At 65.0% G+C, this 25,863-nt stretch carries 20 protein-coding genes; 12 read left to right on the top strand and 8 right to left on the bottom strand.

Annotated features, from left to right (window positions below):
- Positions 1-118 precede the first annotated feature (118 nt).
- Positions 119-502 carry a VOC family protein gene (locus C2I19_RS01885; protein ID WP_103901034.1) on the top strand — a complete coding sequence of 128 codons (384 nt, stop codon included), beginning with the start codon at positions 119-121 and terminating at the stop codon, positions 500-502.
- A gap of 4 nt (positions 503-506) precedes the next feature.
- On the opposite strand, the gene C2I19_RS01880 is transcribed toward C2I19_RS01885, so the two are convergent.
- Positions 507-944, bottom strand: coding sequence for an RrF2 family transcriptional regulator (locus C2I19_RS01880; RefSeq protein ID WP_103901033.1), 438 nt, complete (start codon positions 942-944; stop codon positions 507-509).
- 55 nt (positions 945-999) lie between these two features.
- Positions 1,000-2,214, bottom strand: coding sequence for an NO-inducible flavohemoprotein (hmpA, locus tag C2I19_RS01875; RefSeq protein WP_103901032.1), 1,215 nt, complete (start codon positions 2,212-2,214; stop codon positions 1,000-1,002).
- Between the two features lie 407 nt (positions 2,215-2,621).
- On the opposite strand from hmpA, the gene C2I19_RS01870 reads away from it, so the two are divergent.
- The 3 genes from C2I19_RS01870 to C2I19_RS01860 all read left to right on the top strand — a co-directional run bounded on the left by C2I19_RS01870 (position 2,622) and on the right by C2I19_RS01860 (position 6,186).
- Positions 2,622-5,246 carry a glycoside hydrolase family 15 protein gene (locus tag C2I19_RS01870; protein WP_199181048.1) on the top strand — a complete coding sequence of 875 codons (2,625 nt, stop codon included), beginning with the start codon at positions 2,622-2,624 and terminating at the stop codon, positions 5,244-5,246.
- Complete coding sequence (locus C2I19_RS01865) at positions 5,243-5,569, top strand: hypothetical protein (RefSeq protein WP_199181047.1); 327 nt, start codon at positions 5,243-5,245, stop codon at positions 5,567-5,569. The genes C2I19_RS01870 and C2I19_RS01865 overlap by 4 nt, the downstream gene beginning before the upstream one ends.
- 89 nt (positions 5,570-5,658) lie before the next feature.
- Positions 5,659-6,186, top strand: coding sequence for a GNAT family N-acetyltransferase (locus C2I19_RS01860; protein WP_103901029.1), 528 nt, complete (start codon positions 5,659-5,661; stop codon positions 6,184-6,186).
- Between the two features lie 53 nt (positions 6,187-6,239).
- Here C2I19_RS01860 and C2I19_RS01855 read toward each other — a convergent pair whose 3' ends face one another.
- Both C2I19_RS01855 and C2I19_RS01850 read right to left on the bottom strand, forming a co-directional pair.
- A complete protein-coding gene (locus C2I19_RS01855; protein WP_103901028.1) occupies positions 6,240-8,507 on the bottom strand; it encodes a nitric-oxide reductase large subunit in 2,268 nt (755 codons plus the stop codon).
- Positions 8,508-8,726: 219 nt separating this feature from the next.
- On the bottom strand, positions 8,727-9,833 hold the full coding sequence (locus tag C2I19_RS01850) for a nickel/cobalt efflux transporter (protein ID WP_103901027.1): 1,107 nt from the start codon (positions 9,831-9,833) through the stop codon (positions 8,727-8,729).
- A gap of 116 nt (positions 9,834-9,949) precedes the next feature.
- Here C2I19_RS01850 and C2I19_RS01845 point away from each other — a divergent pair, with 116 nt between their 5' ends.
- Positions 9,950-10,222 (top strand): metal/formaldehyde-sensitive transcriptional repressor, encoded by a 273-nt coding sequence (locus C2I19_RS01845; protein ID WP_103901026.1) that lies wholly within the window; start codon positions 9,950-9,952, stop codon positions 10,220-10,222.
- A 150-nt stretch (positions 10,223-10,372) separates the two neighbouring features.
- Here C2I19_RS01845 and C2I19_RS01840 read toward each other — a convergent pair whose 3' ends face one another.
- Both C2I19_RS01840 and C2I19_RS01835 read right to left on the bottom strand, forming a co-directional pair.
- Complete coding sequence (locus C2I19_RS01840) at positions 10,373-10,696, bottom strand: cupredoxin domain-containing protein (RefSeq protein WP_103901025.1); 324 nt, start codon at positions 10,694-10,696, stop codon at positions 10,373-10,375.
- A gap of 17 nt (positions 10,697-10,713) precedes the next feature.
- A complete protein-coding gene (locus tag C2I19_RS01835) occupies positions 10,714-11,670 on the bottom strand; it encodes a metallophosphoesterase family protein (protein ID WP_103901024.1) in 957 nt (318 codons plus the stop codon).
- 199 nt (positions 11,671-11,869) lie between these two features.
- On the opposite strand from C2I19_RS01835, the gene C2I19_RS01830 reads away from it, so the two are divergent.
- The 6 genes from C2I19_RS01830 (at position 11,870) to C2I19_RS01805 (ending at position 22,335) form a co-directional block, all read left to right on the top strand.
- Positions 11,870-12,487, top strand: coding sequence for a TetR/AcrR family transcriptional regulator (locus C2I19_RS01830; RefSeq protein ID WP_103901023.1), 618 nt, complete (start codon positions 11,870-11,872; stop codon positions 12,485-12,487).
- A gap of 75 nt (positions 12,488-12,562) precedes the next feature.
- Positions 12,563-13,303 (top strand): NADPH-dependent oxidoreductase, encoded by a 741-nt coding sequence (locus tag C2I19_RS01825; protein WP_103901022.1) that lies wholly within the window; start codon positions 12,563-12,565, stop codon positions 13,301-13,303.
- Positions 13,304-13,337: 34 nt separating this feature from the next.
- A complete protein-coding gene (locus C2I19_RS01820; protein WP_103901021.1) occupies positions 13,338-14,444 on the top strand; it encodes an alkene reductase in 1,107 nt (368 codons plus the stop codon).
- A 182-nt stretch (positions 14,445-14,626) separates the two neighbouring features.
- A complete protein-coding gene (locus tag C2I19_RS01815; protein ID WP_103901020.1) occupies positions 14,627-16,696 on the top strand; it encodes a prolyl oligopeptidase family serine peptidase in 2,070 nt (689 codons plus the stop codon).
- A 135-nt stretch (positions 16,697-16,831) separates the two neighbouring features.
- On the top strand, positions 16,832-21,412 hold the full coding sequence (locus C2I19_RS01810; protein WP_158253610.1) for a response regulator: 4,581 nt from the start codon (positions 16,832-16,834) through the stop codon (positions 21,410-21,412).
- A complete protein-coding gene (locus tag C2I19_RS01805; protein WP_103901018.1) occupies positions 21,409-22,335 on the top strand; it encodes a diguanylate cyclase in 927 nt (308 codons plus the stop codon). The genes C2I19_RS01810 and C2I19_RS01805 overlap by 4 nt, the downstream gene beginning before the upstream one ends.
- A gap of 60 nt (positions 22,336-22,395) precedes the next feature.
- On the opposite strand, the gene C2I19_RS01800 is transcribed toward C2I19_RS01805, so the two are convergent.
- Entirely contained in the window at positions 22,396-23,562 is a 1,167-nt protein-coding gene (locus C2I19_RS01800; RefSeq protein ID WP_103901017.1) for a PP2C family protein-serine/threonine phosphatase, read from the bottom strand.
- Positions 23,563-23,805: 243 nt separating this feature from the next.
- Positions 23,806-24,894 carry a M35 family metalloendopeptidase gene (locus tag C2I19_RS01790; protein ID WP_103901015.1) on the bottom strand — a complete coding sequence of 363 codons (1,089 nt, stop codon included), beginning with the start codon at positions 24,892-24,894 and terminating at the stop codon, positions 23,806-23,808.
- 266 nt (positions 24,895-25,160) lie between these two features.
- On the opposite strand from C2I19_RS01790, the gene queC reads away from it, so the two are divergent.
- Positions 25,161-25,862, top strand: coding sequence for a 7-cyano-7-deazaguanine synthase QueC (gene queC, locus C2I19_RS01785; protein WP_103901014.1), 702 nt, complete (start codon positions 25,161-25,163; stop codon positions 25,860-25,862).
- Position 25,863: the final 1 nt, after the last annotated feature.

The following is a 25,863-nucleotide window of genomic DNA, read 5'->3' as shown; positions in this document are numbered from 1 at the left end:
CCTTACGCTCCCAACTCCGCGCGACAACCGCGCTATCGTCATCATTCAAAAAGACAATTCAACAGCCAGACAAAATTCAAATAGCATCAAAGCATCGACGAACTAAGGGGATCGCGCCATGCCGCCATTCAAGATTCAGGGAATAGACCACATCGTGCTGCGCGTCGCCGATCCCGAGCGCGCGGAGCGCTTCTATCTGGAAGCGCTGGGCTGCCGGGTAGTGAAGAGACAGGAAAAACTGGGATTGGTGCATCTGGACGCGGGCAGCGCGCTGATCGATCTACTGCCGGCTGGAGACGCGGAGAGCGGAGCCAATCTGGACCATTTCTGCCTGCGCGTGGCGCCTTTCGACGAAGATGCCATTCGCGCCCACTTGGCGCGTTGCGGGGTCGATATCGAGCCGGCCAAGCCGCGCTTCGGCGCGGGCGGTGTCGGGCCGTCCATCTATCTGCGCGATCCGGACGGCAACGGCATCGAGCTGAAAGGCCCGCCGGCGGCCTGAACGCTCATGCCGCGCCGCGGTGCAGGCGGATGATGGCCTCGCCGGTGGGGCCAGCGACGATATCGCGCAGGGTATAGCCGTCCAACGTCAAGAAGAAGGCCGCCAGCGCCTCATCCAATACGCCCTTGAGCAAGCAGCCCTGGCGCAGCGCGCAGGGCGGCTCGCCGCAATCGATCAGCCGCGGCCGGCCCTCCAGCGCGCTCACCACCTCGCCCAGCCGGTAATGCTCAGGCGGGCGCGCCAGCGACATGCCGCCGCCCTTCCCGCGCAGGGTGGCCAGCCAGCCCTGCTGCGCCATGAAATGCACCACCTTGACCAGGTGATTGCGCGACACCTCGAACCGCTCCGCGATTTCCGGGATGGTGGCCAGTTGGCCTGCCTCCTGCGCGGTCAGGTACATCAGCACGCGCAGTCCTAGGTCGGTGAATCGGGTCAGTTGCATGGCAGTCTTCTAAGGCGGGGAACCCGTGGCAGCATACCGCTTATGGCCTACGGCCTCAATCGTCGCCGGGATTGGAGCCGAACACTTCGTAATGGATGCGCTCGGCCGGCACGTCCAGGCGGCGCAGGCTATCGCGCTGCGCGCGCATGAAGCCCAGCGGACCGCACAGGTAGTAATCCGCATCCGGCAACACCGCCAGCGCTTTCACTTCATCCAGCTCCAGGCGGCCGGCGGCATGGTAATCGACGCCCATCACGTCCTGCGGACGCGGCGTCTCATAACGCACATGAATCTGCAGCTGCGGATGGCGCTCGGCTAGTTGACGCACTTTGAGCCCCATCGCATGCGCGCCGCCGTGACGGGCCGCGTGCAGGAAGCGCACCTCGCGGCCGCCCTGCTTGAGCAGCCTGCCCAGCATGGCCTGCATCGGCGTTTGGCCGACGCCGGCGCTGATCAGCACCGCCGGGCCGGAACGGTCTTCGTGCAGGAAGAAATCTCCCTGCGGCGCGGTCAACTCCAGCACATCGCCTTCGCTCACTTCGCGGTGCAGCAGATTGGACACGCGGCCGGCCGGCTTGCCCTCGGCCGCATCTTCGCGCTTGACCGAGATGCGCAGATACTCGCCGTTGGGCGCGTCGGACAGGCTGTACTGTCGCGGCTGGCTCAGGCCCCACTCGCCGACGAAGCGCTTCACCGACACATATTGGCCCGGCTTGAACGCCGGCAGCGCGCCGCCGTCGCTGGCCTCCAGATAGAAGGACGCGATCTCTTCGCTCTCCGCCACTTTGCGCGCCACGCGGAACGGACGCCAGCCGCTCCAGCCGCCGGCCGCGTTGGTAGACTCGCCATACATGCCGTTCTCGATGCCGATCAGCGTATCCGCCAGCAGACCGTAGGCCTCGGCCCAAGCCTGGATCAGATCATCGCTGGCCGCCTCGCCCAGCACTTCGCGGATGGAGGCCAGCAGATGCTTGCCGACGATGGGGTAGTGCTCGGCGCGTATGCCTAGGCTGACATGCTTGTGCGCGACGCGGATCAGCACCGGCAGCAGCGGCGACGGATCTTCGATGTGCTGGGCATAAGCCAGCACCGCGCCGGCCAGCGCCTGCTGCTGTTGGCCGGAATGCTGATGGCCCTGGTTGAACAGGTTCTTCAGCTCGGGGTTGTGCTCGAACATGCGGCGATAAAAATGGCTGGTCAGCGTCACGCCGTGTTGCTGCAGCACAGGCACGGTGGCCTTGACCAGGGACAGGGTTTGTTCGCTCAGCATGCTGGACTCCTTAAGATTCTTAATTAATACATCTTTAATGACCGAAAAATCCGCCTGCATTGCCGCAGACGGATAAAGATGTTTAAATAATACATCTTTAATTGATTCGTGTCAGAAAATTACTCATCAAAAAAGCAGACTGTTGTCATTACGCACCAGTCCCAGCCCAGCCATTCCAAGTTCAACCATCCAGCATCCTCTGCGATCCCCACTGTACATGCACCATTTTGGGCTGATTTCACGGCCAAGTGCACCATCTGCGCCCATCCAAAATTAAACAAGCGTTTGAACTGGAACAAATCCGGCTCTCTCCCTTTTGCTATAGTCCGTAACAAAATTACATCGGCATCCGGTAAGACTTTTATCCGTAGGTCAACCTGCCGTACTACAAAGTGGAGACAACAACCATGCGTAAACCGTCCCTGATGCGCCCCGCCTTGCTGGGCGTTTTGATCGCCAGCCTGTTCAGCCCGCTGTCCCACGCCGGAGAGGCCTTCGGCGCCCCCGGCGGCACCCCGGCGCGCGGCCCGGCAGCCAAGTCCTTTCTCGGCACCGCCGTCGGCAGCCCGTCCAAGGTCTATTTCACCGGCTATCGCGGCATCGTGTCCGAGGTGTACTACCCGGTGCTGGACACGCCGGAGTCGGTAGACCTGCAATTCCTGGTGGGCGATGCCAAGAAGACGTTTGTCGATGAGGAGAAACGCCAGGCCTACTCCGCCAGCCAGAGCGATAACCGCACCATGAGCTGGATCGCCAGCACCGGCAATGCCGGCCACAACTGGCAGATCAGCAAGCGCATCTTCGCCGATCCCAACCACGACACGCTGATCCAGCGCGTCACCTTCACCGCGCTGAACGGCCACACCGTGGGCGACTTCAACCTTTACGTGCTGTTCAAGCCTTATCTGGACAACGCCGGCAGCGGCAACAGCGCCCAAACCGTGGCGGCCGCCGGCGGCTACGCGCTGGCCGCCAGCCACAACAGCCGCGCCTCGGCGCTGATGGCCAGCCAGCCATGGAAAGTGGTCAATGGCCAGCCCATGCTGTCCAACGGCTTCGTCGGCCAGAGCGATGGCTGGACCGATCTGGTAGGCAGCGGCGACAACAAGATGGACTGGACTTATAGCTCGGCCACCAATGGCAATGTGGCGCAGACCGGTTGGCTGGACCTGGGCGATCCCACCGCCACCAGCGTGTCCTTCGACGTGGCGCTGGGCTTCGGCGCCAGCCAGACCGACGCGATCAGCAGCGCCGCCGCCTCGCTGGGTTCGGACCTCGCCGCCGCCCAGCAGCAATACGACAACGCCTGGCACGCCTACGCCGCCGGCCTGTCCACCCAAGGCGGCCTGGCCGACGACCGCTACTACCTGTCGGCGATGACGCTGAAAACCATGCAGGACAAGAGCAATGGCGCGATGATCGCCGGCATCGGCACGCCGTGGGGCGAGACCCAGGGCGACGCCAACCAGGGCGGCTACCACCTAGTGTGGCCGCGCGACCTGTTCAAGTTCGCCAACGCGCTGACCACGGCCGGCGACACCGCCACCGCCACGACCGTGGTGGGCTATCTATTCAACACCCTGCAGCAAACCAGCAACTGCGGCACGGCCGAATACAACGCCGCCGGCTGCGCGGCCGGCTACAGCCGCATCGGCCGCTTCCCGCAAAACGCCTGGGTCAGCGGCTGGCCGTACTGGCAAGGCACGCAGATGGACGAGCAGGCCATGCCCATCCTGCTGGCCTGGCGGCTGGGATCCGCCGTGTCCAATCCGCTGTGGCCCAAGATCAAGCTGACCGCGGACTACATCGTTTCCACCGGACCGTGGAGCTACCAGGAACGCTGGGAAGAAAACTCGGGCTACTCGCCGTCCACCCTCGCCGCCGAGATCGCCGGCCTGGTGGCCGCCGCCGACATCGCCCGCAACAACGGCGACGATGCCAGCGCCGGCCGCTACTTGTCTGCCGCCGACTACTGGCAGCAAAATGTCGCCGCCTGGACCTATACCACCAGCGGCAGCTTCGGCAACGGCAGCTACTATGTCCGCATCAACCCGGCCAGCCGCGCCGGCAGCGGCGCCGACCGCGCCAGTTTCAATCCCTCCGCCGGACCAGACACCCCGCAAACGCTGACGCTCAAAAACGGTGGCGGCAGCCACGACGCCCGCCGCGTGGTGGACGGCGGCTTCCTGGAACTGGTGCGCATGGGCGTCAAGCGCGCCAGCGACCCCACCATCGTCAATACCATCAATGTATTCGACACGGTGCTGGGGCAAAGCCTGGCCCTGCCCGGCGCGCCCGCCCTGCCGTATAACGCCTGGTTCCGCTACAACTTCGATGGCTACGGCGAGCACAACGACGGCAGCGACTTCAACGGCACCGGCGCCGGCCGCCTGTGGCCCATCTTCACCGCCGAGCGCGGCATGTACGAGATCGCCCGCCAGGGCAGCGCCGCGGCCGGCCAGCCCTACTTCGCCACGCTGAAGCTGCTGACCACGCCGGAAGGCATGCTGCCGGAACAGGTCTGGTCCAACAGCGCCACGCTGCCGGACGGCTGGACGGTAAGCACGCCGGCCAGCTATCAGCCCGGCACGCCGACCAAGTCCATGGCGCCGCTGAACTGGGCGATGGGCGAATACATCAGCCTCCTGGCCTCGATCCACGCCGGCAAGGTGGTCGATATTCCGCAAGTGGTCTGCGCCCGCTACAACAACTGCCGCGCCGCGCCCAATGCCGGCGAGGTGCCGGTCAGCATCAATGTGACAGCCAGCACGCAGTGGGGGCAGCAGGTCTACGTCACCGGCAACGCGCGCGCCCTGGGCAACTGGAATACCGATCTGGGCATTCCGGTGGATGCGACCAATTACCCGGTATGGCAAAACGGCGTCAACCTGCCGGCGGGCCAGCAAATCGCCTACAAGTACTACCGCAAGAACGCCGACGGCAGCGTCACTTGGGAAAACCTGTCCGGCAACCGCAGCCTGCAGACGCCGGCCAGCGGCAGCCTCAGCCTGAATGATCAGGTGAGCTGGTGAGTCCGCGCCGCGCCTGGCCCGCCGCCCTGCTCATTGTCGCGGCGGCGGGCGGCGCGGCCTGGTGGCTGTGGCCGGCGGAGGCACCTGCGCCTGCGCCGGCTGTAGTCAAGCCTCCGGCCCCCCTGCCCACCCAGCCCATCGTTCATTTGCCGACGCCCGTCACGCCATGGAAGCCGCCCAGCCGGCCCGCCCTGCCGCCGGTGAAGAAAGGCGGCGACAGCTGGCGGCCGGAGGCGGCGCCGGTGGTGACCAAGGTGGAAGTCCAGCGCGGCGCGCCGGACATCCCGGACGCGCAGCCGCTGCCCAGGCCGCCCGATCCCTGATCCGCCGCGCCGCGCCAGGCCCGGGAAACCCGGCCTGTTTCTTGCTAGTTCCTGATTTGAGATTCCCCTTCAGAAAGAGACCAAACAAGATGCCGCAACTGGACATCATCGCGCTCGACGGCGCGTCGACAACCACCCTGCTGCCGGAACTGGCCGAACTGCTGCGCGCCTGCGTGCATGACGGCGCCAGCATCCATTTCGTGCTGCCGTTTTCCCTGGAGCAAGCCGCCGCCTTCTGGCGCGACAAGACCCTGCCCGGCGTCGCAAGCGGCGGCCGCGTGCTGCTGGCCGCGCTGCTGGATGGGCGGCTGGCCGGCAGCGCGCAGCTAGATTGCGACACCCCGCCCAACCAGCCGCACCGCGCGGAAGTCTGCAAGCTGATGGTGCATCCAGACTGCCGCCGCCAAGGCGTCGCCCGCGCGCTGATGCGCGAGATCGAAATCCAGGCGCGCAATAGACAGCGCGCCTTGCTGACGCTGGACACCGCCAGCGGCGACAAGGCGGAGCCGCTCTATCTGTCATTGGGCTATCAAGAAGCCGGCCACATCCCCGGCTACGCCTGGGACGGCCGCGGCGAAAAACTGCAGGGCACCACGCTGATGTACAAGACGTTGTAGACGCGAAAAAGCCGGGCAAGCCCGGCTTTTGCTGTTTGCAAAATATCCTCCGCTCACGCGCGCTGCGCGACAGCGGCCTTCTTGCCTCCCCAGCCCAGCAGCCGCAGGGCGAAGCGGCCCAAGTAGAGCACGCCCAGCGCGAACACGATGTCGCCCGGCACCCGCAGCCACACCAGATTCTGCATCAGCGCCGAGTGCACCACCTCCGGCGAACGGGCGTACCACAAGCCGTAAGTCACGCTGGCCCAGGCCTGATAGATGCCGGACGGCAGGATGGACAGGAACACCATCATGAACAGGCCGATATTGAGCAGCCAGAACATAGGCTTCAGCAGGCGGTTGTCCCACAGCGCAGCCTCGGACACGCCGCGCAGGCAGAACAGCATCAGGCCTATGCCCAGCATGCCGTAGACGCCGAACAAAGCCGCGTGGCCGTGGGCCGGGGTCATGTTCAAGCCCTGCACGTAGTACAGCGAGATGGGCGGATTGATGGAGAAGCCCAGCAGGCCGGCGCCCACGGTGTTCCACACGCCCACGGCGACGAAGCACAGGATGGTCCACTTGTAATGGTCTACCCACGGCGCGGCGCCGCTGCGGCGATATGTCTGCCAACCCTCGAAACCCACCAGCGCCAGCGGCACCACTTCGAAAGCCGAGAACACCGCGCCGACCGCGATCACCGCAGTGGAAGCGCCAGTGAAGTACAGATGGTGCAAGGTGCCCAGAATGCCGCCAAACAAGAAGACGATGGTCTCCAGCACGATGGCGCGGTTGGCGCTTGCCATGCGGATCAGGCCCAGCCGCGCGAAGATCAGCGCGATCACAGCAGTGGCGAACACTTCGAAGAAGCCTTCCACCCACAAGTGGACCAGCCACCAGCGCCAGTACTCGATCATCGAATAATGGGTGTGTTGGCCCCAGGCCAGCGAGGTGGCGTAGAACAGGCCGATGCAGGCGGCGGACAACAGCAGCATGGCGATCAGGCTGCGGCCTTCCGTTTCCTTGTTGTGCAAGGCCGGCAGCAAGGCGCGCGCCACCAGGAACAGCCAGAACAAGAGGCCGACGAACAGCAGGATTTGCCACACGCGGCCCATGCTGGTGTAAGCCAGGCCCTGATTGCCTATCCAGAAGCTGAAGTCCGTGCCCAGACGCTGCAAGGTGCCCACCCAGCCGGTGACGGTGGAGCCGACGACAATGAAGATCAGCGCCCAGAACAGCACATCCACGCCCAGTTTCTGGTATTTGGGCTCATGGCCGGACAACAGCGGCGCGATGTAGAGGCCGGTGGCCAGCCAGGCGGTGGCGATCCACAACACGCCGAACTGGGTGTGTATGGTGCGGCTCACCACCCAAGGCAGCACTTCGGCCAGCGGGATGCCGAAGAAGCTGTGGCCCTCCACTGCGTAGTGCGCGGTGATGGCGCCCATGCCCACCTGGGTCAGCAGCAGGCCGATCACCACATAGAAATACTTGCGGGTGGCGCGCATCGACGGCGTGGCCTTGAGCTTGCGCAGCGGATCGGCGTCCGGCACTTGCGCGGCCTCCTCGCCTTCGCCGGCGGCCATGTGATACCACACCATGGCGGCGATGCCGGCCAGCATCAGGATCACGCTGGCGATGGACCACATGCCGTTGGCGGCGGTGGGCGCATTGCCGACCAGCGGCTCGTGCGGCCAGTTATTGGTGTAGGACAGGCCGGTTTCGCCGGGACGATCCGCGGCGGCGGACCAGGCGGACCAGAAGAAGAAGGCGGCCACAGCCTCGCGGTCGGATGCCGACGGCAGCGCGTTGGCGTTCATCGCGTACTGCTCGCGCAGCGTGTCGAAGGCCGGATCGGCGCCATACAGGCCTGCATAGTGCGCGGCCACTGCGCGCGCGGCGGCTGCGCGTTCCGCGCTCAGCGTCAGCTTGTCATGGGCCGCGTCATAGCCATTGGCGCGCATCTCGCGGCGCAGTTCGGCGTCCAGCATGCCCTGGCGGCCGACATCGAGCTGCGCGTAGGATGCGCCGAAGCGTTGCTTGGCCCGGTTTTCACGCAGCGCCAGCGCCTCGCGGTGCAGCCAGTCAGCCGACCAGTCCGGCGCCACATAGCTGCCATGGCCCCATACCGTTCCCAGTTGCTGGCCGCCGGACGACAGCCAGGCCTGCTGGCCTCGGCGGATCTGCTCGCCGGTGAACACCACCTTGCCGTCCGCGCTCTGCACCACGGACGGAATCGGCGGCGCGGACTGGTAGATTTCCTTGCCCATATAGAGCAGAACCGAGAACGACAGCAGGCAAATCAGCGCCAGCCATCCCCATAGTCTTCGCGTGTTTTTCATGTTTGCTCCCTCGCAGGGCCTCCCAAAATGGCGTCATTAAGGTGCATGTTATATACATCTTTTAAAGATGTATATATTGCACATCTTTTTCATGATCCAGATCAAGAACCCAAGCGACATCGCTTGCCTACTCATGCCGCCCAGCCTGCCCCCGCGAAGCGCAAAAAAAATGGCGGCAACGCCCAAGCGCCAGCCACCACTCCCCTTCCTAGGCCAAGCTCAGCCCAGCTGGCTCCAGCCCGACCAAGCCAGGTACACACCCACCAGCATGATCAGCGCGCCCGAGATATACGGCGCCTTGCGCACCCAGTCGCCGAAGCCGCTCCAGCGGCGCGACACATGCTTGACGCTGAGCGCGGCCAGCACGCCGGACGCCACCATGGTCAAGGCCAGGCCCATGCTGAAGCACAGCACCAGCGTGGCGCCCAGCGCCACCTGCTTCAGTTGCAGGCACAGCAGCAGCACGGTGATGGAGGCCGGGCACGGCACCAGTCCGCCAGTCAGGCCGAATATCACGATCTGACCGGTGGTCACGTCCTGGCCGGAAAAACGGCGGCGGATGTCGTTGGCGTGCGCCAGTTCATGCGGATCCTGGTAGCCGGGCGCGGACACATCCAGCCTGGCATACTCGCCCACCGCGTGAGCATGGCCGCACTCGACGAATTCGACATCGTAATCATGGCTGTGATGGCCGTGGCCAAGCTGCAGCCTGGCGACGAATTCATGCGGCTCCGGTATCGCCTCCGTCGATTCTAAAAAACCGCCGGCATCGCGGAAGGAAAACGTCTGCCGCGCGCCATCCGCGCGCTCGGTTTCCAAACTGACCTGCCCGGCGCTCCAACCCAGTTTGCGGCCATCGGCCGCGGCCAGCCGGAAGCGCGGCGGCGCGCCGGTTTCGAATATCCGCAACGCCACCACGCCGTGGCCGGTGTCGATGCGCTTGGCCTCGTCATGCCCGTGCTCATGGTCGTGCTCATGGCCATGCCCGCTGTGACGCCAGGTGCGCCACATCATCCATGCGGCCACCGCCATCACCAGCGCCGCCGACGCGATCTGGAAATACGGCTCCGCGGTTTCCGCGTTCCAGTTGCGGCCGAAATGCAAGCCCAGCAGCGCCACCAGCCACACCACGGCGGTGTGGGACAGTGTCGCGGACAGGCCCAGCAGCACGGCCTGCCGCACCGTGCCGCGGATGGCGACGATGAAGGCGGCCATCATGGTCTTGGAATGGCCGGGTTCCAGCCCGTGCAAGGCGCCCAGCACGATGGCGCTGGGCAGGAACAGCCAGGCGTTGCCCTGCTGCAGCAAAGTCGAAAAGGAAGTCACTATCGTTTCCGTGGGAAGTGGCAATGCCGCGCATTGTACTCCCCCCCAGTATCAAAATACTACCCCCCAGTACCTGCCGTGTTAAGATCGGCGCATTGAACAGGGAGATTCCGAAGATGTCGCATACGGTACGGGACAAGGCCAAACTGCTGGCGCGGGTGCGCAGACTGCAAGGCCAGGCCGCCGCGCTGGAAACGCAGCTGGAAAACGATGGCGATTGCTCGGCCATCCTGCAGCAGATCGCCGCCATCCGCGGCGCGGTCAACGGCCTGATGCTGGCCGTGATGGAAGGCCATCTGGCGGAGCACGTGGTGCAGGAGCCGGAACTGGCGCAGCGCCAGCAGGATCTGGACGCCGTGCTGCAAGTGCTGCGCTCCTATCTGAAATAAGCGTTCCCGACCCGCCCGCAATCTTTTCGCCAATCGCGTAGCCCCCGCCGGAAGCGCCGATGCGAGGCGGAGGATCCGGGCCTTGGGATGACAAGGCCCTGCCCGGCAACGCCGCAGACAGTCTCCATACCCTCCAAGATCATGCAGGCCTCACGGCTTGCGCACATGCACCACCCCGGTCATATACGGATGCACGGCGCAGAAATAGGCGTAATCGCCCTCCTTATCGAACACGCGCTCGTAATGGTCGTCCGTGTCCAGCGCCTTGGACCCAAACGCCTTGTCCCGCGTGGACACCGTATGCGGGATTTCATCGTGGTTCACCCATGTCACCCGCGTGCCGGGCGCCACGGTCAGCTCCTTGGGCGAGAAAGCGAACTTGCTGATATCCACCACCCGCTCCGCGCCGCCGGCCCAGACGACAGACGCCAGCAGGCTCGCCGCCAACAGCCCCCCGCATTTCAGAATGCGCATGTCCCTTCCCCCTTGGCTCAATGATCCAGCGGCGTATCCACCAGCGCGAGCGGCCCGCCGCCCTGCACCAGGGTTAATTGCCGCGTGCCCAGCAGCTTGCCCAGCTCCCCTGCCGGCACTTTGACCGGCGCCGGCTCGCCGAAACCCGCCTGGCCCGGCGTGGGCAGCGGATAGGCCAGCGACCGCGCGGTATGAAAGGCCACGTTGCCCTCCACCTTTTGCATCACCTGGTGGATGTGGCCGTTCAGCACGGTCACGGAGCCAAAGGGCCGCAATAGCGCCATCACTTGTCCAGCATCGGCCGTCCCCCAGCCCCATGGCTCGTAAATGGTCCACAGCGGGATATGCGCCAGCACCACGATGGGCGTGGAATGCGCCACGCCGGCCAGATCGCGCTTGAGCCAAGCCAACTGCTCCTCGCCCAGCGCGGCCAGATGGCTGGTGGCGAAACTGAGCACATTGTTCAGGGCCACGAAATGGACGCCGCCCTGATCGAAGCTGTACCAGGCCCGGCCCTTGCCGTCGTGATCGAAGAACTTCAGATAGCCGGACACGCCATCGTCCAGCGCGTCGTGCTCGCCTGGAATCGTATGCACGCGGTCGACGCGGATATCCTGAAACATCTGCCGCCCCAGATCGAACTCCTCGGGCCTGGACAGGTGGCTGACATCGCCGGTGTGCACGACGAAGGCCGGCGGCCGCGCCAGCGCGTTGATGTCGGCGATGGCCCGGCGCAGGCTGCCCTGCACGTCTGGATTGGCATCCTTGTGGAAACCTAGGTGGGTGTCGCTGATCTGCACGAAACTGAACCCCTCCAGCCCGCCTCCCGTCGCGCCCGCCGCCTGGGCCCGCGGCACGCCGCCCGCGAACGTCCACACCAACGCCGCGCCGGACCAAGCGGCCAGGCACCCCAATGCCTCGCGGCGGCCGGCATCCGGCTCGCCCTCCACAGAAACCGACTTCCGCTCCGACATCGCCTTCTCCTTGTCCCTATCGCCAGACCATAGGCTTCGCCATTCGCCGGCAGAGGCCCGCTGAGCTGGTTTTAGGACGCCGTTATGGCAAGTTCAAGCCTGCCCGCTGACCACGCGCAGAGACGCGAAAACGACACATCCCATGCCGCGGGTGAATATTTTCTTGATACTAGACGACTGGTCTAGTAGTATCTGTTCCATGCCACGCCCCAATCACACCGCAGACACTCGCGAACACCTGCTCGCCACTGGAGAAGCCATCATCCAGGGCAAGGGCTTCGCCGCCGTCGGACTGGCTGAAATCCTGTCCTGCGCCGGCGTGCCCAAGGGTTCGTTCTACCATTACTTTCCATCCAAGGAAGGCTATGGCGTGGAGATGCTGCGCCGCTACTTCCTGAATAGCGATGAAAGATTGGCGCAGTTGCTGCGCCCGGAATCCGGCAATGCCCGCAATGGCCTGCTGGCGTATTTCCGGGGCTGGATCGATCACCATCAGTGCGAGCAGCACAGCCAGACCTGCCTTGCAGTGAAGCTGGCGGCGGAAGTGTCTGACCTGTCCGAGCCGATGCGCGAGATGCTGGCCGAAGGCATGGGGCGGCTGATCGTCCGCCTGGCTGACGCCATACGCCGCGGCCAACGCGAAGGCAGCCTGTGCACCCATCTGGAGCCGGACGAGCTGGCTGCCAGCCTGTACAGCCTGTGGGTGGGCAGCGCCCTGCTGTACAAGGTTTTGCATTCGCAGCAACCGATGCTGAATGCGTACAAACTGACGGAAACCATGCTGGCGCAGCCTGACGGCGCCAGCTGCAAGCGATAGGGAAACACCCGCCGCGCACGGCGGGTTTTCTTGGGATTTAAACTAGACGACTGGTCTACTCAAATGGAGCCCAACATGAACGAAACCTTGCAATTGATGCACAGCCACCGCAGCGTGCGCAGCTATCAAGACCAGCCCATCGCGCCGGAGATGCTGGACGCGGTGCTGGATGCGGCCTGGAAGGGCCCCACCTCCATCAACGGCCAGCAGGTCTCGCTGGTGGTGGTGCAGGACGCCAAGCGTCGTCAGCGCATCGCAGAAATCGCCGGCGGCCAGCCCTGGATCGCCCAGGCGCCGGTCTTCATCGCCATCGTGATGGACTTCCATAAAACCCGGGTCGGCGTGGAAATGGCCGGCGAGCGGCAGCTCATCCACAACAGCGTCGAAGCCTTCGCCGTAGGCGCGGTGGATGCCGGCATCGCGCTGGGCAACCTAATCACCGCCGCCCACGCCGCCGGCCTGGGCGCCGTGCCCATCGGCGGCATCCGCCGCGATCCGCAGGCCATGATAGACCTGCTGGAGCTGCCGGAACTGACCTTCCCGCTGGCCGGCGTGGCAATCGGCCACATCCAGGACGATGGCGCGCAGAAACCGCGCCTGCCGCGCGCAAGCTTCATCCATCGCGAACGCTACCAGGCGGAGGGCCTGGCCGGCCACATCGCCGCCTACGACGACACGCTGCGCCGGCACTGGGAAACCATAGGCCGCGCCGACGGCGAACCGTGGACCGCCAACACCGCGCGCGTCTACCGCCAGGTGTACTTCCCCCAGGTCGCGCCGGTCGCGCGCGCCCAGGGCTTTGGATTCGAGCAGTAAGCCACCTTCTATAGACCGCAACGAGGAAAGAAGCATGCAAGCCGACAAACTGTTCACCCCGCTGACGATGGGCGCCGTCACCCTGGCCAACCGCGTGGCAATGGCCCCGCTGACCCGCCTGCGCAATATCGAACCGGGCGATGTGCCGGGCCCGCTGGCCAAGGAATACTACGTCCAGCGCGCCAGCGCCGGCCTGATCGTGGCCGAGGGCACTCACATCTCGCCCACCGCCAAGGGTTATGCCGGCGCGCCGGGCATCTACAGCGAAGAGCAGGTGAACGCCTGGAGCGAAATCACCGCAGCCGTGCATCAGGCCGGCGGTAAGATGGCGCTGCAGCTATGGCACACCGGCCGCATCTCGCATCGCTCGCTGCAGCCTAACGGCGAGGCGCCGGTCGGCCCATCCGCCATCCAGGCCGACAGCCGCACCAATATCCGCGCCGCCGACGGCAGCCTGGTGCGCGAGCAGTGCGATACCCCGCGCGCGCTGGAAATCGAGGAAATCGACGATCTGCTGGAAGACTACCGCCGCGCTACCGACAACGCGCGCCGCGCCGGCTTCGATCTGGTGGAAATCCACGGCGCCCACGGCTACCTGCTGGACCAGTTCCTGTCGCCGCAGGCCAATGTCCGCGCCGACCAATACGGCGGCAGCGTGGAAAACCGCGCCCGCCTCCTGCTGGAAGTAGTGGACGCCGTGGTGGCGGAATGGGATGCCAAGCATGTCGGCATCCGCATCTCGCCGCTGGGCATCTTCAACGGCGTCTCCAATACCGACCAACTGGAGATGGCGCTGTATCTGGCCGAGCAGCTGGCCAAGCGCAAGCTGGCCTTCCTGCACATCTCCGAGCCGGACTGGGCCGGCGGCCCCAAACTGGACGACGCCTTCCGCGCCGAGCTGCGCAAGCGCTACCCCGGCGTGATCATCGGCGCCGGCGGCTACACCGCCGAGAAAGCCGAAACGCTGCTGCGCCAGGGCTATATCGACGCCGCCGCCTTCGGCCGCAGCTATATCGCCAATCCGGACCTGGTGGAACGCATGAAACAGAACGCGCCGCTGAACCCGCCGCAGTTGGAAACCTTCTACGGCGGCGACGCCCGCGGCTACACCGACTACCCGACACTGCTTCAGCAAGGCTGATCCAGCCCGCTTCGCGCCAAGCCCGGCATCGCCGGGCTTTCTTGCGTCCGCAAACCATGACAAGGTGATTTGTTTCGCGTTACAGTCGGCATGCGTCGCCCCTCGCGGGGCCGCGATACAACAGGCGCGCTGCACGCGGAAGAGTGTGCTCGCGGCAAGCTCGCCCCATACAGGAGAACATCATGAAGACCCGACTGCTCGCGACCGCCGTCCTGCTGCTGGCCGCGCACAGCCAAGCCGCCAGCGACCCCTACCTCTGGCTGGAAAACATCCAGGGCAAGGAAGCCTTGCAATGGGTGCATCAGCAGAACGCGGCCACCGCCAAGGAAACACAAGGCTGGAAAAGCTTTCCCGGACTAAAGCGGGACATCCTGTCCGTGCTCGACTCCAGCGCCCGCATACCGGGCATCGAGAAAATCGGCGACCGCTACTACAATTTCTGGCGCGACAGCCAGCATCCGCGCGGACTGTGGCGCAGCGCCACGCTGGCAGAATTCCGCAAGGCGGATCCGGCCTGGAAAACCGTGCTCGACCTGGACCAACTGGCCAGCCAGGAAAAGGAAAACTGGGTGTGGCAGGGCGCCGACTGCGTCAAGCCGCAGCAGGACCGCTGCCTGATCCGCCTGAGCCGCGGCGGCGGCGACGCCGCCGTGGTGCGCGAGTTCGATCTGCCGGGCAAGCGCTTCATCGCCGACGGTTTCCAAGTGCCCGAGGCCAAGAGCGAAGTCAACTGGAAGGACCGCGACACGCTGTACGTGGCCACCGATTTCGGCAAAGGCACCCTGACTGATTCCGGCTACCCCCGCATCGTCAAGGAATGGCAGCGCGGCCAGACGCTGAGCCAAGCCGCCACCCTATTGGAAGGCAAGCCAACCGACATCTCGGTGGGCGCCTACCGCGTCCACAGCGCCGGCCGTCAGTACGATCTGATCAGCCAGGGCACCACCTTCTTCAGCAATGAAGTATCGCTGCTGCGCGACGGCAAGTGGCAGAAGCTGGACAAGCCAGGCCACGCCGAAGTCAGCTTCCACGACTCCTGGCTGCTGCTGAAGCTTCGCCAGGACTGGAGCGTGGGCGGACATGACTGGAAGGCCGGCAGCCTGCTGGCCATCCAACTGGACGATTATCTGCAAGGCAAGCGCGACTTCACCGCCCTGTTCCAGCCCACGGCCACCACCTCGCTGGCGGACAGCGCCGACACCCGCGGCGCGGTCATCCTGACCCTGCTCGACGATGTGAAGAGCCGGCTGGTGGAGTGGTCGGTGCATGACGGCAAGTGGCAATCCCGCCCGGTGGCCGCTCCCGGCTACGGCAGCATAGAAGTCCGCCCGGTGGACAGCGATGACTCCGATGACTACTTCTTCACCTTCGCCGACTTCCTGACGCCGACCACGCTGTCGCTGGCCCATGCCGGCAGCGACGCGCGCGAGCCGCTGAAACAGCAACCGGCCTTCTTCGACGCCAGCCCCTACCGCATCCGGCAATTCTTCGCTCGCTCCGACGACGGCACCCGCGTGCCCTACTTCGTGGTGTCGCGCAAGAACCTGAAGCCTAACGGCAAGAACCCGACCCTGCTGTACGGCTACGGCGGTTTCGAAGTCTCCATGACGCCTTATTACAGCGGCACCCTGGGCAAGGCCTGGCTGGAACGCGGCGGCGTCTACGTGCTGGCCAATATCCGCGGCGGCGGCGAATATGGCCCGGCCTGGCACGAGGCGGCGCTGAAGCACCAGCGGCAGAAAGCCTACGACGACTTCTCCTCCGTGGCCAAGGATTTGTCGCGCCGCGGCATCGCCGATGCCCGCCACCTGGCCATCAAGGGCGGCAGCAACGGCGGCCTGCTGATGGGCGTGATGCTGACCAAGTACCCGCAGCTGTTCCACGCCATCGTCTGCCAGGTGCCGCTCCTGGACATGAAGCGTTTCAACAAGCTCTTGGCCGGCGCCAGCTGGATGGACGAATACGGCAACCCGGACCTGCCGGAAGACTGGGCCTATATCCAGCGCTACTCGCCGTACCAGAACATCAAACCGGGCACGCATTACCCGGCCACGCTGTTCGCCACCTCCACGCTGGATGACCGGGTCCATCCCGGCCATGCGCGCAAGATGTTCGCGGCCATGCAGGCGATAGGCGCCGACGTGCATTATTACGAACGCACCGAGGGCGGCCACGGCGCCGCCGCCAACCACGAAGAGGAAGCGCGCATCGCCGCGATGGAATACGCCTTCCTCTGGCAGCAGCTGCGCTGACCGCCCCAGCCCCGCTTCGGCGGGGCTTCTTCACATCCGCCCCATCTCGATGCAATTTGAATGGCAAGAACCGTCTCCTATAATGGAGACGGCCTCCCCGACCGCTCTCTCCGGACCCGACCCCAGGAGTCGCCCTTGCCCATTCCGTTCCCGTCTCAGCTCTCCCGCCTGGAAGGGCGGCTGATCGTCTGCTTCCTGCTGAGCGCGCTGCTCGTCACCGCCGTAGTCGTCGCGCAGACCGGACAACACCAGCGGCAGCAACTGCTCGCCGCCTACCAGACCAGGCTGGGCTACGTCTCGCAAACCCGCAGCGCCATCCTGCGCCGGCAGTTCGACCAACTGCAGAGGGACGCGCGCTTCCTCAGCGCCACGCCGCCCATAGCGGGCATCGTCCGCGCCAACGCCAATCATGGCTTCGACAGCAAGGAAAACACGCCGCTGCCGATCTGGCGCAAGCGGCTGGAGTCCATTTTCGGCGCCTTCCTGCAAGCCAATCCGGAAATCTCCTCGCTGCGCCTGATCGGCGCGCAAGATGACGGCCAGGAACTGCTGCGGGTGGAGCGGGGCAGCCTCGGCGCGGTCAGCGCCGTCCTGCCCAGGCCGCTCAGCCGCCGCGGCGGAAGAGACTATGTGGCCGGCACGCTGCGTCTGCCGCCTGGCCAGGTTTATTTCTCGGATCTCGCCATGGGTTCGCACTATCTGGGCCATGATGGCCCGCCGCCGGTGCCTACCCTGCACGTGGGCATTCCCGTCTACGACGAGCGAGGGCGCATTTTCGGGCTGGTGCTGATCGACTATGACGCGACCACCCTGCTGGCCTCGCTGACGCGCAATATTCCGCAGGAAGTGAATGTCTATCTGACCGACCAGAACGGCAACTATCTGCTGCAGCCGGACGCCACACGCACTTTCGGCGCGGAAAAGGGCCAGATATGGCGCTGGCAGGACGATTTCCGTCCGATCACGGTCGACATGGGACAGCCCGCCTCGCTGCGCGCCTTCGATTCGCCCTATGGCATCGCCTACGCCCATTCGATCAACGTCCCGTTCTCAACCAGCCAAGCCGCGCGCCACAACAAGCTGTTCGTCGTTCTGCCGGACAGCGAGGTGGCGAAAATGGTCGGCGCCGGCCGCGTGGCCGCGCTGCTCAACACGCTAGGCGTCTTCTTGCTGATAGGCGCTGCCAGCGGCCTCTACTTCCGCACGCAGCGCCAATCCGCCATCCGTCTGGCCGAGCTGGCCGCCATAGTGGAAAACTCCCGCGACGCCATCATGGGCTGTACCCGGCAAGGCGAAATCATCAGTTGGAACGCCGGCGCGGCTCGCCTGTTCAATCTGCCGGCCGAGCAGGCCATCGGCCAGCCGCTATCCGGCATTCTGCCCGAGGTCGACTGGTCTCGACTGCTGCAGAGCAGCCAGGACGGCGCCCCCAGCTCCGTTCGCTGCTCGCTGCAGCAAACGGAAAGCGAGCCCAGGGAACTGGACATCGCCGTCGCCCCGATACGCTACCGCGCCGGCGAGGCCGACGGTCTCTCGCTGACCCTGCGCGACATCACTCAGCAAGAGGCGGCGGAAAAGCAAGTACGCGAGCTGAACGCCTCGCTCGAACGGCAGATCGAGGAACGCACCCGGCAATTGCGCGTCTATTCGTCCATGCAGAACGCCATCCTGTCCCATGCCGGCTACGCCATCATCGCCGCCGACGGCGAAGGGCTGATCACCTTGTTCAACCCCGCCGCCGAGCGGATGCTGGGCTACGCCGCCGCCGATATGATAGGCAAGCGCAGCCTGGCCCACTTCCATCGCGCGGAAGAACTGGCCGAACGCGCCGTCCAGCTCTCGCACGAACTGGGCGAGACGATCAGCGCCGATATAGAAGCCATCGTCGCGCCGGTTTGGCACAAGCCGACGGACGAGCGGCAATGGACCTATGTCCGCGCCAACGGCAGCCGTTTTCCGGTGCAACTGACCGTCTCGCGGCTGCAGAACGAAAGCGGCGAAGCCGCGGGCTACCTCGGCATCGCCTCCGACATCACCCAGCGCCTGCAGGACCAGCGCAATCTGGAGTCCGTCCGCGACCAATTGATCAAGGCGGCCGAGGTCGCGGAGCTAGGCATCTGGAGCTGGCGGATAGACAGCGACATGCTGGAGTGGAACGACCGCATGTTCGACATCTACGACATCCCGCGCTCCTTCCGCGACTTCGGCCTGTATTACAACCACTGGCGCGCGCGCATCCATCCCGACGACATCGCCGAAACCGAATTCCTGGTGCAGCAAGCGCTGGAAACGGCTAGCGCTTTTAATCACACCTTCCGCATCGTGCGCCAGGACGGCGAAGTCCGCCATGTGCAGGCCGCCGCGCAAACCGAGCGGGCCGCCGACGGCCGGGTCAGCCGCATGCTGGGCATCGCCCGCGACATCACGCTGCAGCAGGAGCAGGAAAACTGGCTGCGCGAGGCCAAGGCCGCGGCGGACAGCGCCAGCCGCGCCAAGTCCGATTTTCTTGCCAATATGAGCCACGAAATCCGCACGCCGATGAACGCCGTGCTGGGCATGCTGCAGCTGCTGCTGCAAACCCGGCTCGACGTCCAGCAGGCCGACTACGCCGACAAGGCCGCGGCGGCGGCCCGCACCCTGCTAGGCATCCTCAACGACATACTGGACTTCTCGCGCGTCGAGGCCGGCAAGCTGACGCTGGACCCGCATCCGTTGAGCCTGGATAAGCTGCTGCGCGACGTCGGCGTCATCCTGTCCGCCAATGTCGGCGCCAAGGACGTGGAAATCCTGTTCAACCTCGACCCCGCGCTGCCCGACGCCATCATCGCCGACTCGCTGCGCCTGCAGCAGATCCTGATCAACCTGTCCGGCAACGCGATCAAGTTCACCGACAAGGGAGAAGTGGCGCTGTCGGCCAGGCTGGTCGGCCGCGAGCAAGACCGCCTGCGCGTCGCTTTCGCCGTGCGCGACACCGGCATAGGCATCTCGCCCGAGCAGCGCCGGCGCATCTTCGATGGTTTTTCCCAGGCCGAATCGTCCACCGCGCGACGCTATGGCGGCTCCGGCCTGGGCCTCGCCATCAGCCAGCGCCTGGTCGGCCTGATGGGCGGCCAACTGAGCGTGGACAGCGAGCTGGGCGAGGGCAGCGTCTTCAGCTTTGAAATCGATTGCGAACAGGCGCCGGACGCCGCGTCGTCCACCGTTCCCGGCATCGTCCCGCTGCAGAATCTGCGCTGCCTGGTGATAGAGGACAACGACAGCGCCAGGCAGGCCCAGATCGCCATTCTGCGGTCCTTCGGCTGGCAGGCGGATGCCGCGGCCAGCGGCGAGGCGGCGCTGGCGCTGCTGGCCGGACGGCCCGGCGGGCTGGACTACGACATCGTGCTGGTGGATTGGCGCATGCCCGGCATGGATGGCTGGGAAACCTGCGGCCGCCTGCGCGCGCTGCCTGCCGGCGGCACGCCGCCGTTGATCATGATGGTCACAGCCTATGGCCGGGAAATGTTCGAGCAGCGCCGCCGCCACGATCCCGGCCTCATCGACCACTTCCTGATCAAGCCGGTGACGCCGTCCATGCTGTTCGACGCGATCGCCGACGCGCGGGCCGGCCAGGGCTTGCGCCAGGCCCTGCCGCCCCGGGCGCCCGAGCGCGCGCCTCGGCTGGCCGGCATGCGGCTGTTGCTGGTGGAGGACAACGCCACCAATCAACAAGTGGCGCGCGAACTGCTGCAAAACGAGGGCGCCTCGGTGACAGTGGCGGATTGCGGCCAGGCAGCGCTGGCCGCGATCGAGTCCTCCCCTCGCTTCGACTTGGTGCTGATGGACATCCAGATGCCGGACATGGACGGCCACGAGGCGACGCGGCGGCTGCGCGCCCGCTTCCCCGCCGACCAGTTGCCCATCGTCGCGATGACCGCCAATGCCATGCCGGCGGACCGCGAACTGGCCATGGCCGCCGGCATGAACGACCATGTCGGCAAACCATTCGACCTCAATCAACTGGTGGATGTCATTCTTCGCCACGTCCGACCCAAGGCCCTTACATCGCCAAACAGCCTGGCGCCCGTCCTCCACCCAGCCGAAGCTCAAACGCCGGCCGGACGCGACGCACCCGCCGGCGGACTGATCAACAGCCGGACGGCCCTGCTCCGCTTCGGCGGCAACGCGGGCATCTACCGCCACACCCTGATCAGCTTCTGCGGCGAGGCCGAAGGGCTGCTGGTCAATCTGCAGGGACATCGCGAGCAGAATCTGCGCGAACGGGCTATACAAACGCTGCATACCTTGAAAGGACTGGCCGCCACCGTGGGTGCCGAGCAGTTGGCCGAGCTAGCCGCCGAACAGGAAAAGACGCTGCGCGCCCCGGATCAAGCCTGGCCCGCGGACTACGAGCCGCTATGGCAAGCCGTGGAGGAAGCCTCCACCGCCGCCCGCGAGCTGGCCCATGCCCTGGCGCAGGAGGCATCCCTGTCTCCATCGCCCCAGGCCAGGCAGGACGAGGCCGATCTGCAACGCGAGCTGGCCAAGCTGCAGCGATTGTTGCACGCCTCCAATCTGGAAGCCCTGCCATTGTTCGAGCAACTACAGCGTCAATACCGCGTCAGCATGCGGCAGGAGTTGGGTCCCCTGGAAAGCGCCATCATGCAGCTGGACTTCGCCGTCGCGGCCCATCTATGCGACGACCTGCTCCTGCAGCGGAAAGTGAATCAAGCATGAACGACTCGGCTCTCAATCTCGCCGCCGGACGGCGCGGCAAAATCCTGGTGGTGGACGATCAGCCGACCAATATCATGGCGGCGCACCAGATACTGCAGTCGGAGCACGAGGTCTTCATGGCCACCGGCGGCGAACAGGCCATCGCCTTCTGCCAGGCCACGCCGCCGGATCTGCTGCTGCTGGACGTGGAAATGCCGGGCATGAACGGCATGCAGATTTGCCAGTGCCTGAAGCAAGACCCGGCCACCCGCGACATCCCCGTCATCTTCGTGACCGGCCATCATGGACAGGCCGAGGAAATCGCCTGTTGGGAAGCCGGCGCGGTGGACTTCGTCACCAAGCCAGTCACGCCGGTCACGCTGCGCAACCGCGTCAATGCCCACCTGACGATGAAACTGCAGGCCGATCAACTGCGCGCCATGGCCTTCAGCGACGGCCTGACCGGCATCGCCAACCGCCGCCGCCTGGACGAAAGGCTGGACCAGGCCTGGCGCCACGGCTTGCGCAACGGCAATCCGGTGTCGCTGATTCTGGCCGACATCGACTATTTCAAGAAATACAACGACCGCTACGGCCACATCGCCGGCGACGAATGCCTGCGCCAGGTCGCGCTGACGCTGCGCGCCCAGTTGAACCGTTCCTATGATCTGGCGGCCCGCTTCGGCGGCGAGGAGTTCGCCGCGCTGTTGCCGGAAACCACGCTGGCCGGTTCGGTCTCGGTAGCGCTGAAGATAGAGGCCGCCATCCGCAAGCTGCGGATAGAACACGCCGCCTCTGACGTCTCGCCCTGGGTCACCGTCAGCCTGGGCGTCTCCTGCCTGATTCCGGAAAACGAAGGCGACAGCCAGCGCCTGATCGAACTGGCGGACAGCCAACTTTACCTGGCCAAGGGCAGCGGCCGCGGCCGCGTCTGCGCCATCTAGCAGCGACTCCCGCATTCAGTGGAAAGCAGCCGGCGCCGCCAATGAATCGCAAGCCGGCGCTCAGCCCTTCGCCGCCGCGTCTTGCGGATGCCGGATCACCAGCAGCGAAATATCGTCGCAAGCGACGCCGCCCAGCATGTGGGCCTTGGCGGAGCTAAGCACCCTCTCGCCTATCCGGTCCGGCCAACCCTGGCGCACCGCAGTCTCCACGCCGGGCAGGCCGAACATCGCGCCCGCCCCATCCTTGGCCTCGGTGATGCCATCCGAGCTGACCACCAGCACCTGCCCCTGCTGCCACGCCATTTCCAGCATGGAATCATCGAAATCCGCCGCCGCCAGCACGCCCAGCGGCGGATGGCTGGATTTGCAGCGCTCCGTGACGCCGCCGCGCTCGTCAAACAGCAGCACGCAAGGCACGCCGCCGTTCCAGATGCGCAGCGAACGCCCATTCGGCTCGATGGCGATCAGGGCTGCGGCGACGAAGCGTCCGCTGGGCAACAGCCGGTGCAGCTTCTGATTGACGCCGCGGACGATCTCCTCGATGCCGCAGCCCGCCTCGGTCATTTCATGGAAGCAATCTATCGCGGGCAAGGCGCTGATCGCGGCCGTCAGTCCATGGCCGGTGCAGTCCGCCAGCATGATGTGCTCGCCGCCATCCGGGGTCTGGCAGATGATGATCAGATCGCCGTTGAAGCCGGCCGCCGGGCTCAGGTATTGCCAGATGTGCGCAGGCGTGGAGGTGCGCAGACTGATCAGCCGCTCGATCAGCTCCAGCGCCAGCTGCTGCTCGAATTCGTTCTCGCGGAAGTATTTTTCCAGGCGCACCGCATCCTGGTTGATCTGGTTCTGCATTTCGGCGATGCGCAGAAATACATGGATCTTGGCCGACAGCAGGTCAAAGCTGACCGGCTTGGCCAGGTAGTCGTCGCCGCCTGCCTTCAAACCCTGCACCACGCTTTCCAGCTCGTGCAGGCTGGTCAGGAAAATAATGGGAACCCAGTGTTCGCCAAACATCCGCCGCAGCTCGGTCGTCGCCTGCAAGCCGTCCATCTCCGGCATGATGACGTCCATCAGGATCAGATCCGGCACCTGGTTGCGGCAAAACGCCACCGCCTCCAGGCCATTCCTGGCCGACACGCAGTGGTAGCCCAGCTCCATGATGAACTGCTCGATGAAATAGCGATTGGTCGCGCTATCCTCTACCAACAAGATCGTCGTCGACGACATCACACCCTCGCCTGCTGCCGCTGCCCGTCATCCAGCCGATGCCCATCCGGCCCCTTCCCGCCTAGCCCGAGGCATTCCATCGTCCTCCGGCTCACTCCCATAATAAGACGACAGTCGGCGCACTCCAAGCCGCGATGCGCCATTGACGCTCTCGCCGCGCCGGCTGCCGGAAACGACAAGACCCGGCCAGGCCGGGTCTGCTTCATCGCGCGGCGGCTCGCCAAGCCGGCCGCATCGACTCGATCAAGGCTGATTCGGCGTATTTTCCGCGAAATACTCGTGGTTGTCGGCATTGTTCAGAGCCTGGCTAGGGCTGCTCTTGGCCAGTTGCTTGGCGCCGGTCTGGCCATAGACATGGTCCTGAGTGCCCGCCACCACGGTGAAATGAGACAGCTCATGCACCAGCGTGCCGCCCTTGGAGTCCGTGCCCTTGGTCGGCGCGTTCCAGAACGCGCCGCACAGATACACCGTGTACGGCTGCGACGGATATACATAGGCGTAGGTGCCGCTATCCGTGCAGCTGCAATCGAACTTGATGGGCTTGGTGTCCAGCGCGTCCTTGATCAGCACATAGTGGGACTTGGCGGTGCTCCAGTTTGCCTGGCTGTATTTGCCGAACCAGGTGACATAGCGCGTGGTGGCCGACGGCGTCGCGCCCAGGTAGGCGCTGGTCTCGTCCGCCATGGCGCTGGCCGCGGTATAGCCGTCCTTGGACTGGGATTGCTGGCTGACCGAGCAATTGCCGGCATAGCTGATGCCGCTGACGGCGCTGCGGCTCAGGATCTGCCACTCCTGCTTGGCCGCCTTCGAGCGTTGCAGCAAGGGGCTGATCTTGCCGGCGCTCGCCGCGCTCACCGCATTGGACACGATGGCCTCGTCCTGCGGCGCGGCAGCGAGCTTGGCGCTGACGCCGGCAGGCAGGCCGCTGTTCAACACCCGGCCGCTGTTGCTCTCAAAGCGGACATTCAGCTGGCCGCCCTTGGACAAGTCGTAGTAGTCGGAAACCCGGACTTTGGCGTTCAGCATCGCGCCGGGCGCCAGCGCCACGGTATCGCGCAGCGACGGCACCACGCGCTTGTATTGCGGCCCCAGATACTCCGCCGGCTTGCCGTCCACGCTGACATTCAAAAAACGTTCCTGCAGTTCTTTGCCAGGCAGATACCAGCGATAGACGTGCAGCGTTTGCGAGCCAGTGTTGCGATAGCTGACGTTCACGTCCACGTCTTGCGCGGCGCTGATGGTCGGCTGCCCCAGGCTGACCTGCAGATCGGAAGCGAAGGCGGAGGAAGCCAGCAACAGGGCCGCCGCAGCGATTGGCAATCTCTTGTCCATTTTATTGTTCCTTTGACGGATATTTTTCATCACGGAAAGTTATATAAAACGCATTTGTCATGCTAAAACCATTAATTGCATGAACAAGACATGACGGCAATCAATAAAATTCACCTTGTTGCAAAATTTCTACACCAGTCGCATCCAGACCATCGTTTCGCCGACAACATCCGCGGGCTATAGTGCGGTAAAATCATAGGTTTGCCGCGCCGGGTGAGACCGATCCCGGCGCTCGACTACAACCCTCGACTGTTTTTCGACGGAACATGAATCAAGCATCTGAAAAAGCCCTGGTCGTCCTGTCCGGCGGCCAAGACTCCACCACCTGCCTGTACTGGGCGCTGCGCCGCTTCGGCGCCGGCAATGTGGAGGCGGTCACCTTCGACTACGGACAACGCCATCGCATCGAACTCGACTGCGCCGACAAAATCGCCAGGCTGGCCGGCGTGCGCCAGACCCTGCTGCCCATCGACACCTTCTCCGCCATCGGCGGCAATGCGCTGACCGATGACACCATCGCGCCGGAGGATGGCGTCCGAGACGACGACGCGCTGCCCAATACCTTCGTGCCGGGCCGCAACCTGATCTTCCTGACCTTCGCCGCCGCCTTCGCCTACACGCGCGGCGCGCGCCACCTGGTGACCGGCGTGGCCCAGACCGACTACTCCGGCTATCCGGACTGCCGCGAAAACACGCTGAAAGCGCTGGAGCTGGCATTGCGCCTGGGCATGGACAGCCGCGTGGAGCTGCATACGCCGCTGATGTATCTGTCCAAGGCGGAAACCGTGACGCTGGCGCAACAAGTCGGCGCGATGGAAGCCCTGGCCTGGAGCCACACCTGTTACAACGGCGAGGTGCCGCCCTGCGGCCACTGCGCCTCCTGCGAGCTACGCGCCAAGGGCTTCGCCGAAGCCGGCGTGGCAGACCCGCTGGTGGAACGCTGCCAATCGGAAGCGGAAGGACGCTGAA

The sequence above is a fragment of the Chromobacterium alticapitis genome (genome assembly GCF_002924365.1).
Taxonomy (GTDB): Bacteria; Pseudomonadota; Gammaproteobacteria; order Burkholderiales; family Chromobacteriaceae; genus Chromobacterium; species Chromobacterium alticapitis.
Note: the sequence above shows the minus strand (reverse complement) of the source record. Positions and strands in the feature narration are given on the sequence as shown.

Coding starts and splice junctions, on each gene's coding strand:
- C2I19_RS01860 (WP_103901029.1), top strand. CDS start 5,659: ATGCCGCAACTGGACATCATCGCGCTCGACGGCGCGTCGACAACCACC.
- C2I19_RS01790 (WP_103901015.1), bottom strand. CDS start 24,894: ATGGACAAGAGATTGCCAATCGCTGCGGCGGCCCTGTTGCTGGCTTCC.
- C2I19_RS01805 (WP_103901018.1), top strand. CDS start 21,409: ATGAACGACTCGGCTCTCAATCTCGCCGCCGGACGGCGCGGCAAAATC.
- C2I19_RS01885 (WP_103901034.1), top strand. CDS start 119: ATGCCGCCATTCAAGATTCAGGGAATAGACCACATCGTGCTGCGCGTC.
- C2I19_RS01870 (WP_199181048.1), top strand. CDS start 2,622: ATGCGTAAACCGTCCCTGATGCGCCCCGCCTTGCTGGGCGTTTTGATC.
- C2I19_RS01840 (WP_103901025.1), bottom strand. CDS start 10,696: ATGCGCATTCTGAAATGCGGGGGGCTGTTGGCGGCGAGCCTGCTGGCG.
- C2I19_RS01820 (WP_103901021.1), top strand. CDS start 13,338: ATGCAAGCCGACAAACTGTTCACCCCGCTGACGATGGGCGCCGTCACC.
- C2I19_RS01830 (WP_103901023.1), top strand. CDS start 11,870: ATGCCACGCCCCAATCACACCGCAGACACTCGCGAACACCTGCTCGCC.
- C2I19_RS01845 (WP_103901026.1), top strand. CDS start 9,950: ATGTCGCATACGGTACGGGACAAGGCCAAACTGCTGGCGCGGGTGCGC.
- C2I19_RS01880 (WP_103901033.1), bottom strand. CDS start 944: ATGCAACTGACCCGATTCACCGACCTAGGACTGCGCGTGCTGATGTAC.
- C2I19_RS01800 (WP_103901017.1), bottom strand. CDS start 23,562: ATGTCGTCGACGACGATCTTGTTGGTAGAGGATAGCGCGACCAATCGC.
- C2I19_RS01835 (WP_103901024.1), bottom strand. CDS start 11,670: ATGTCGGAGCGGAAGTCGGTTTCTGTGGAGGGCGAGCCGGATGCCGGC.
- C2I19_RS01825 (WP_103901022.1), top strand. CDS start 12,563: ATGAACGAAACCTTGCAATTGATGCACAGCCACCGCAGCGTGCGCAGC.
- C2I19_RS01815 (WP_103901020.1), top strand. CDS start 14,627: ATGAAGACCCGACTGCTCGCGACCGCCGTCCTGCTGCTGGCCGCGCAC.
- C2I19_RS01855 (WP_103901028.1), bottom strand. CDS start 8,507: ATGAAAAACACGCGAAGACTATGGGGATGGCTGGCGCTGATTTGCCTG.
- queC (WP_103901014.1), top strand. CDS start 25,161: ATGAATCAAGCATCTGAAAAAGCCCTGGTCGTCCTGTCCGGCGGCCAA.
- hmpA (WP_103901032.1), bottom strand. CDS start 2,214: ATGCTGAGCGAACAAACCCTGTCCCTGGTCAAGGCCACCGTGCCTGTG.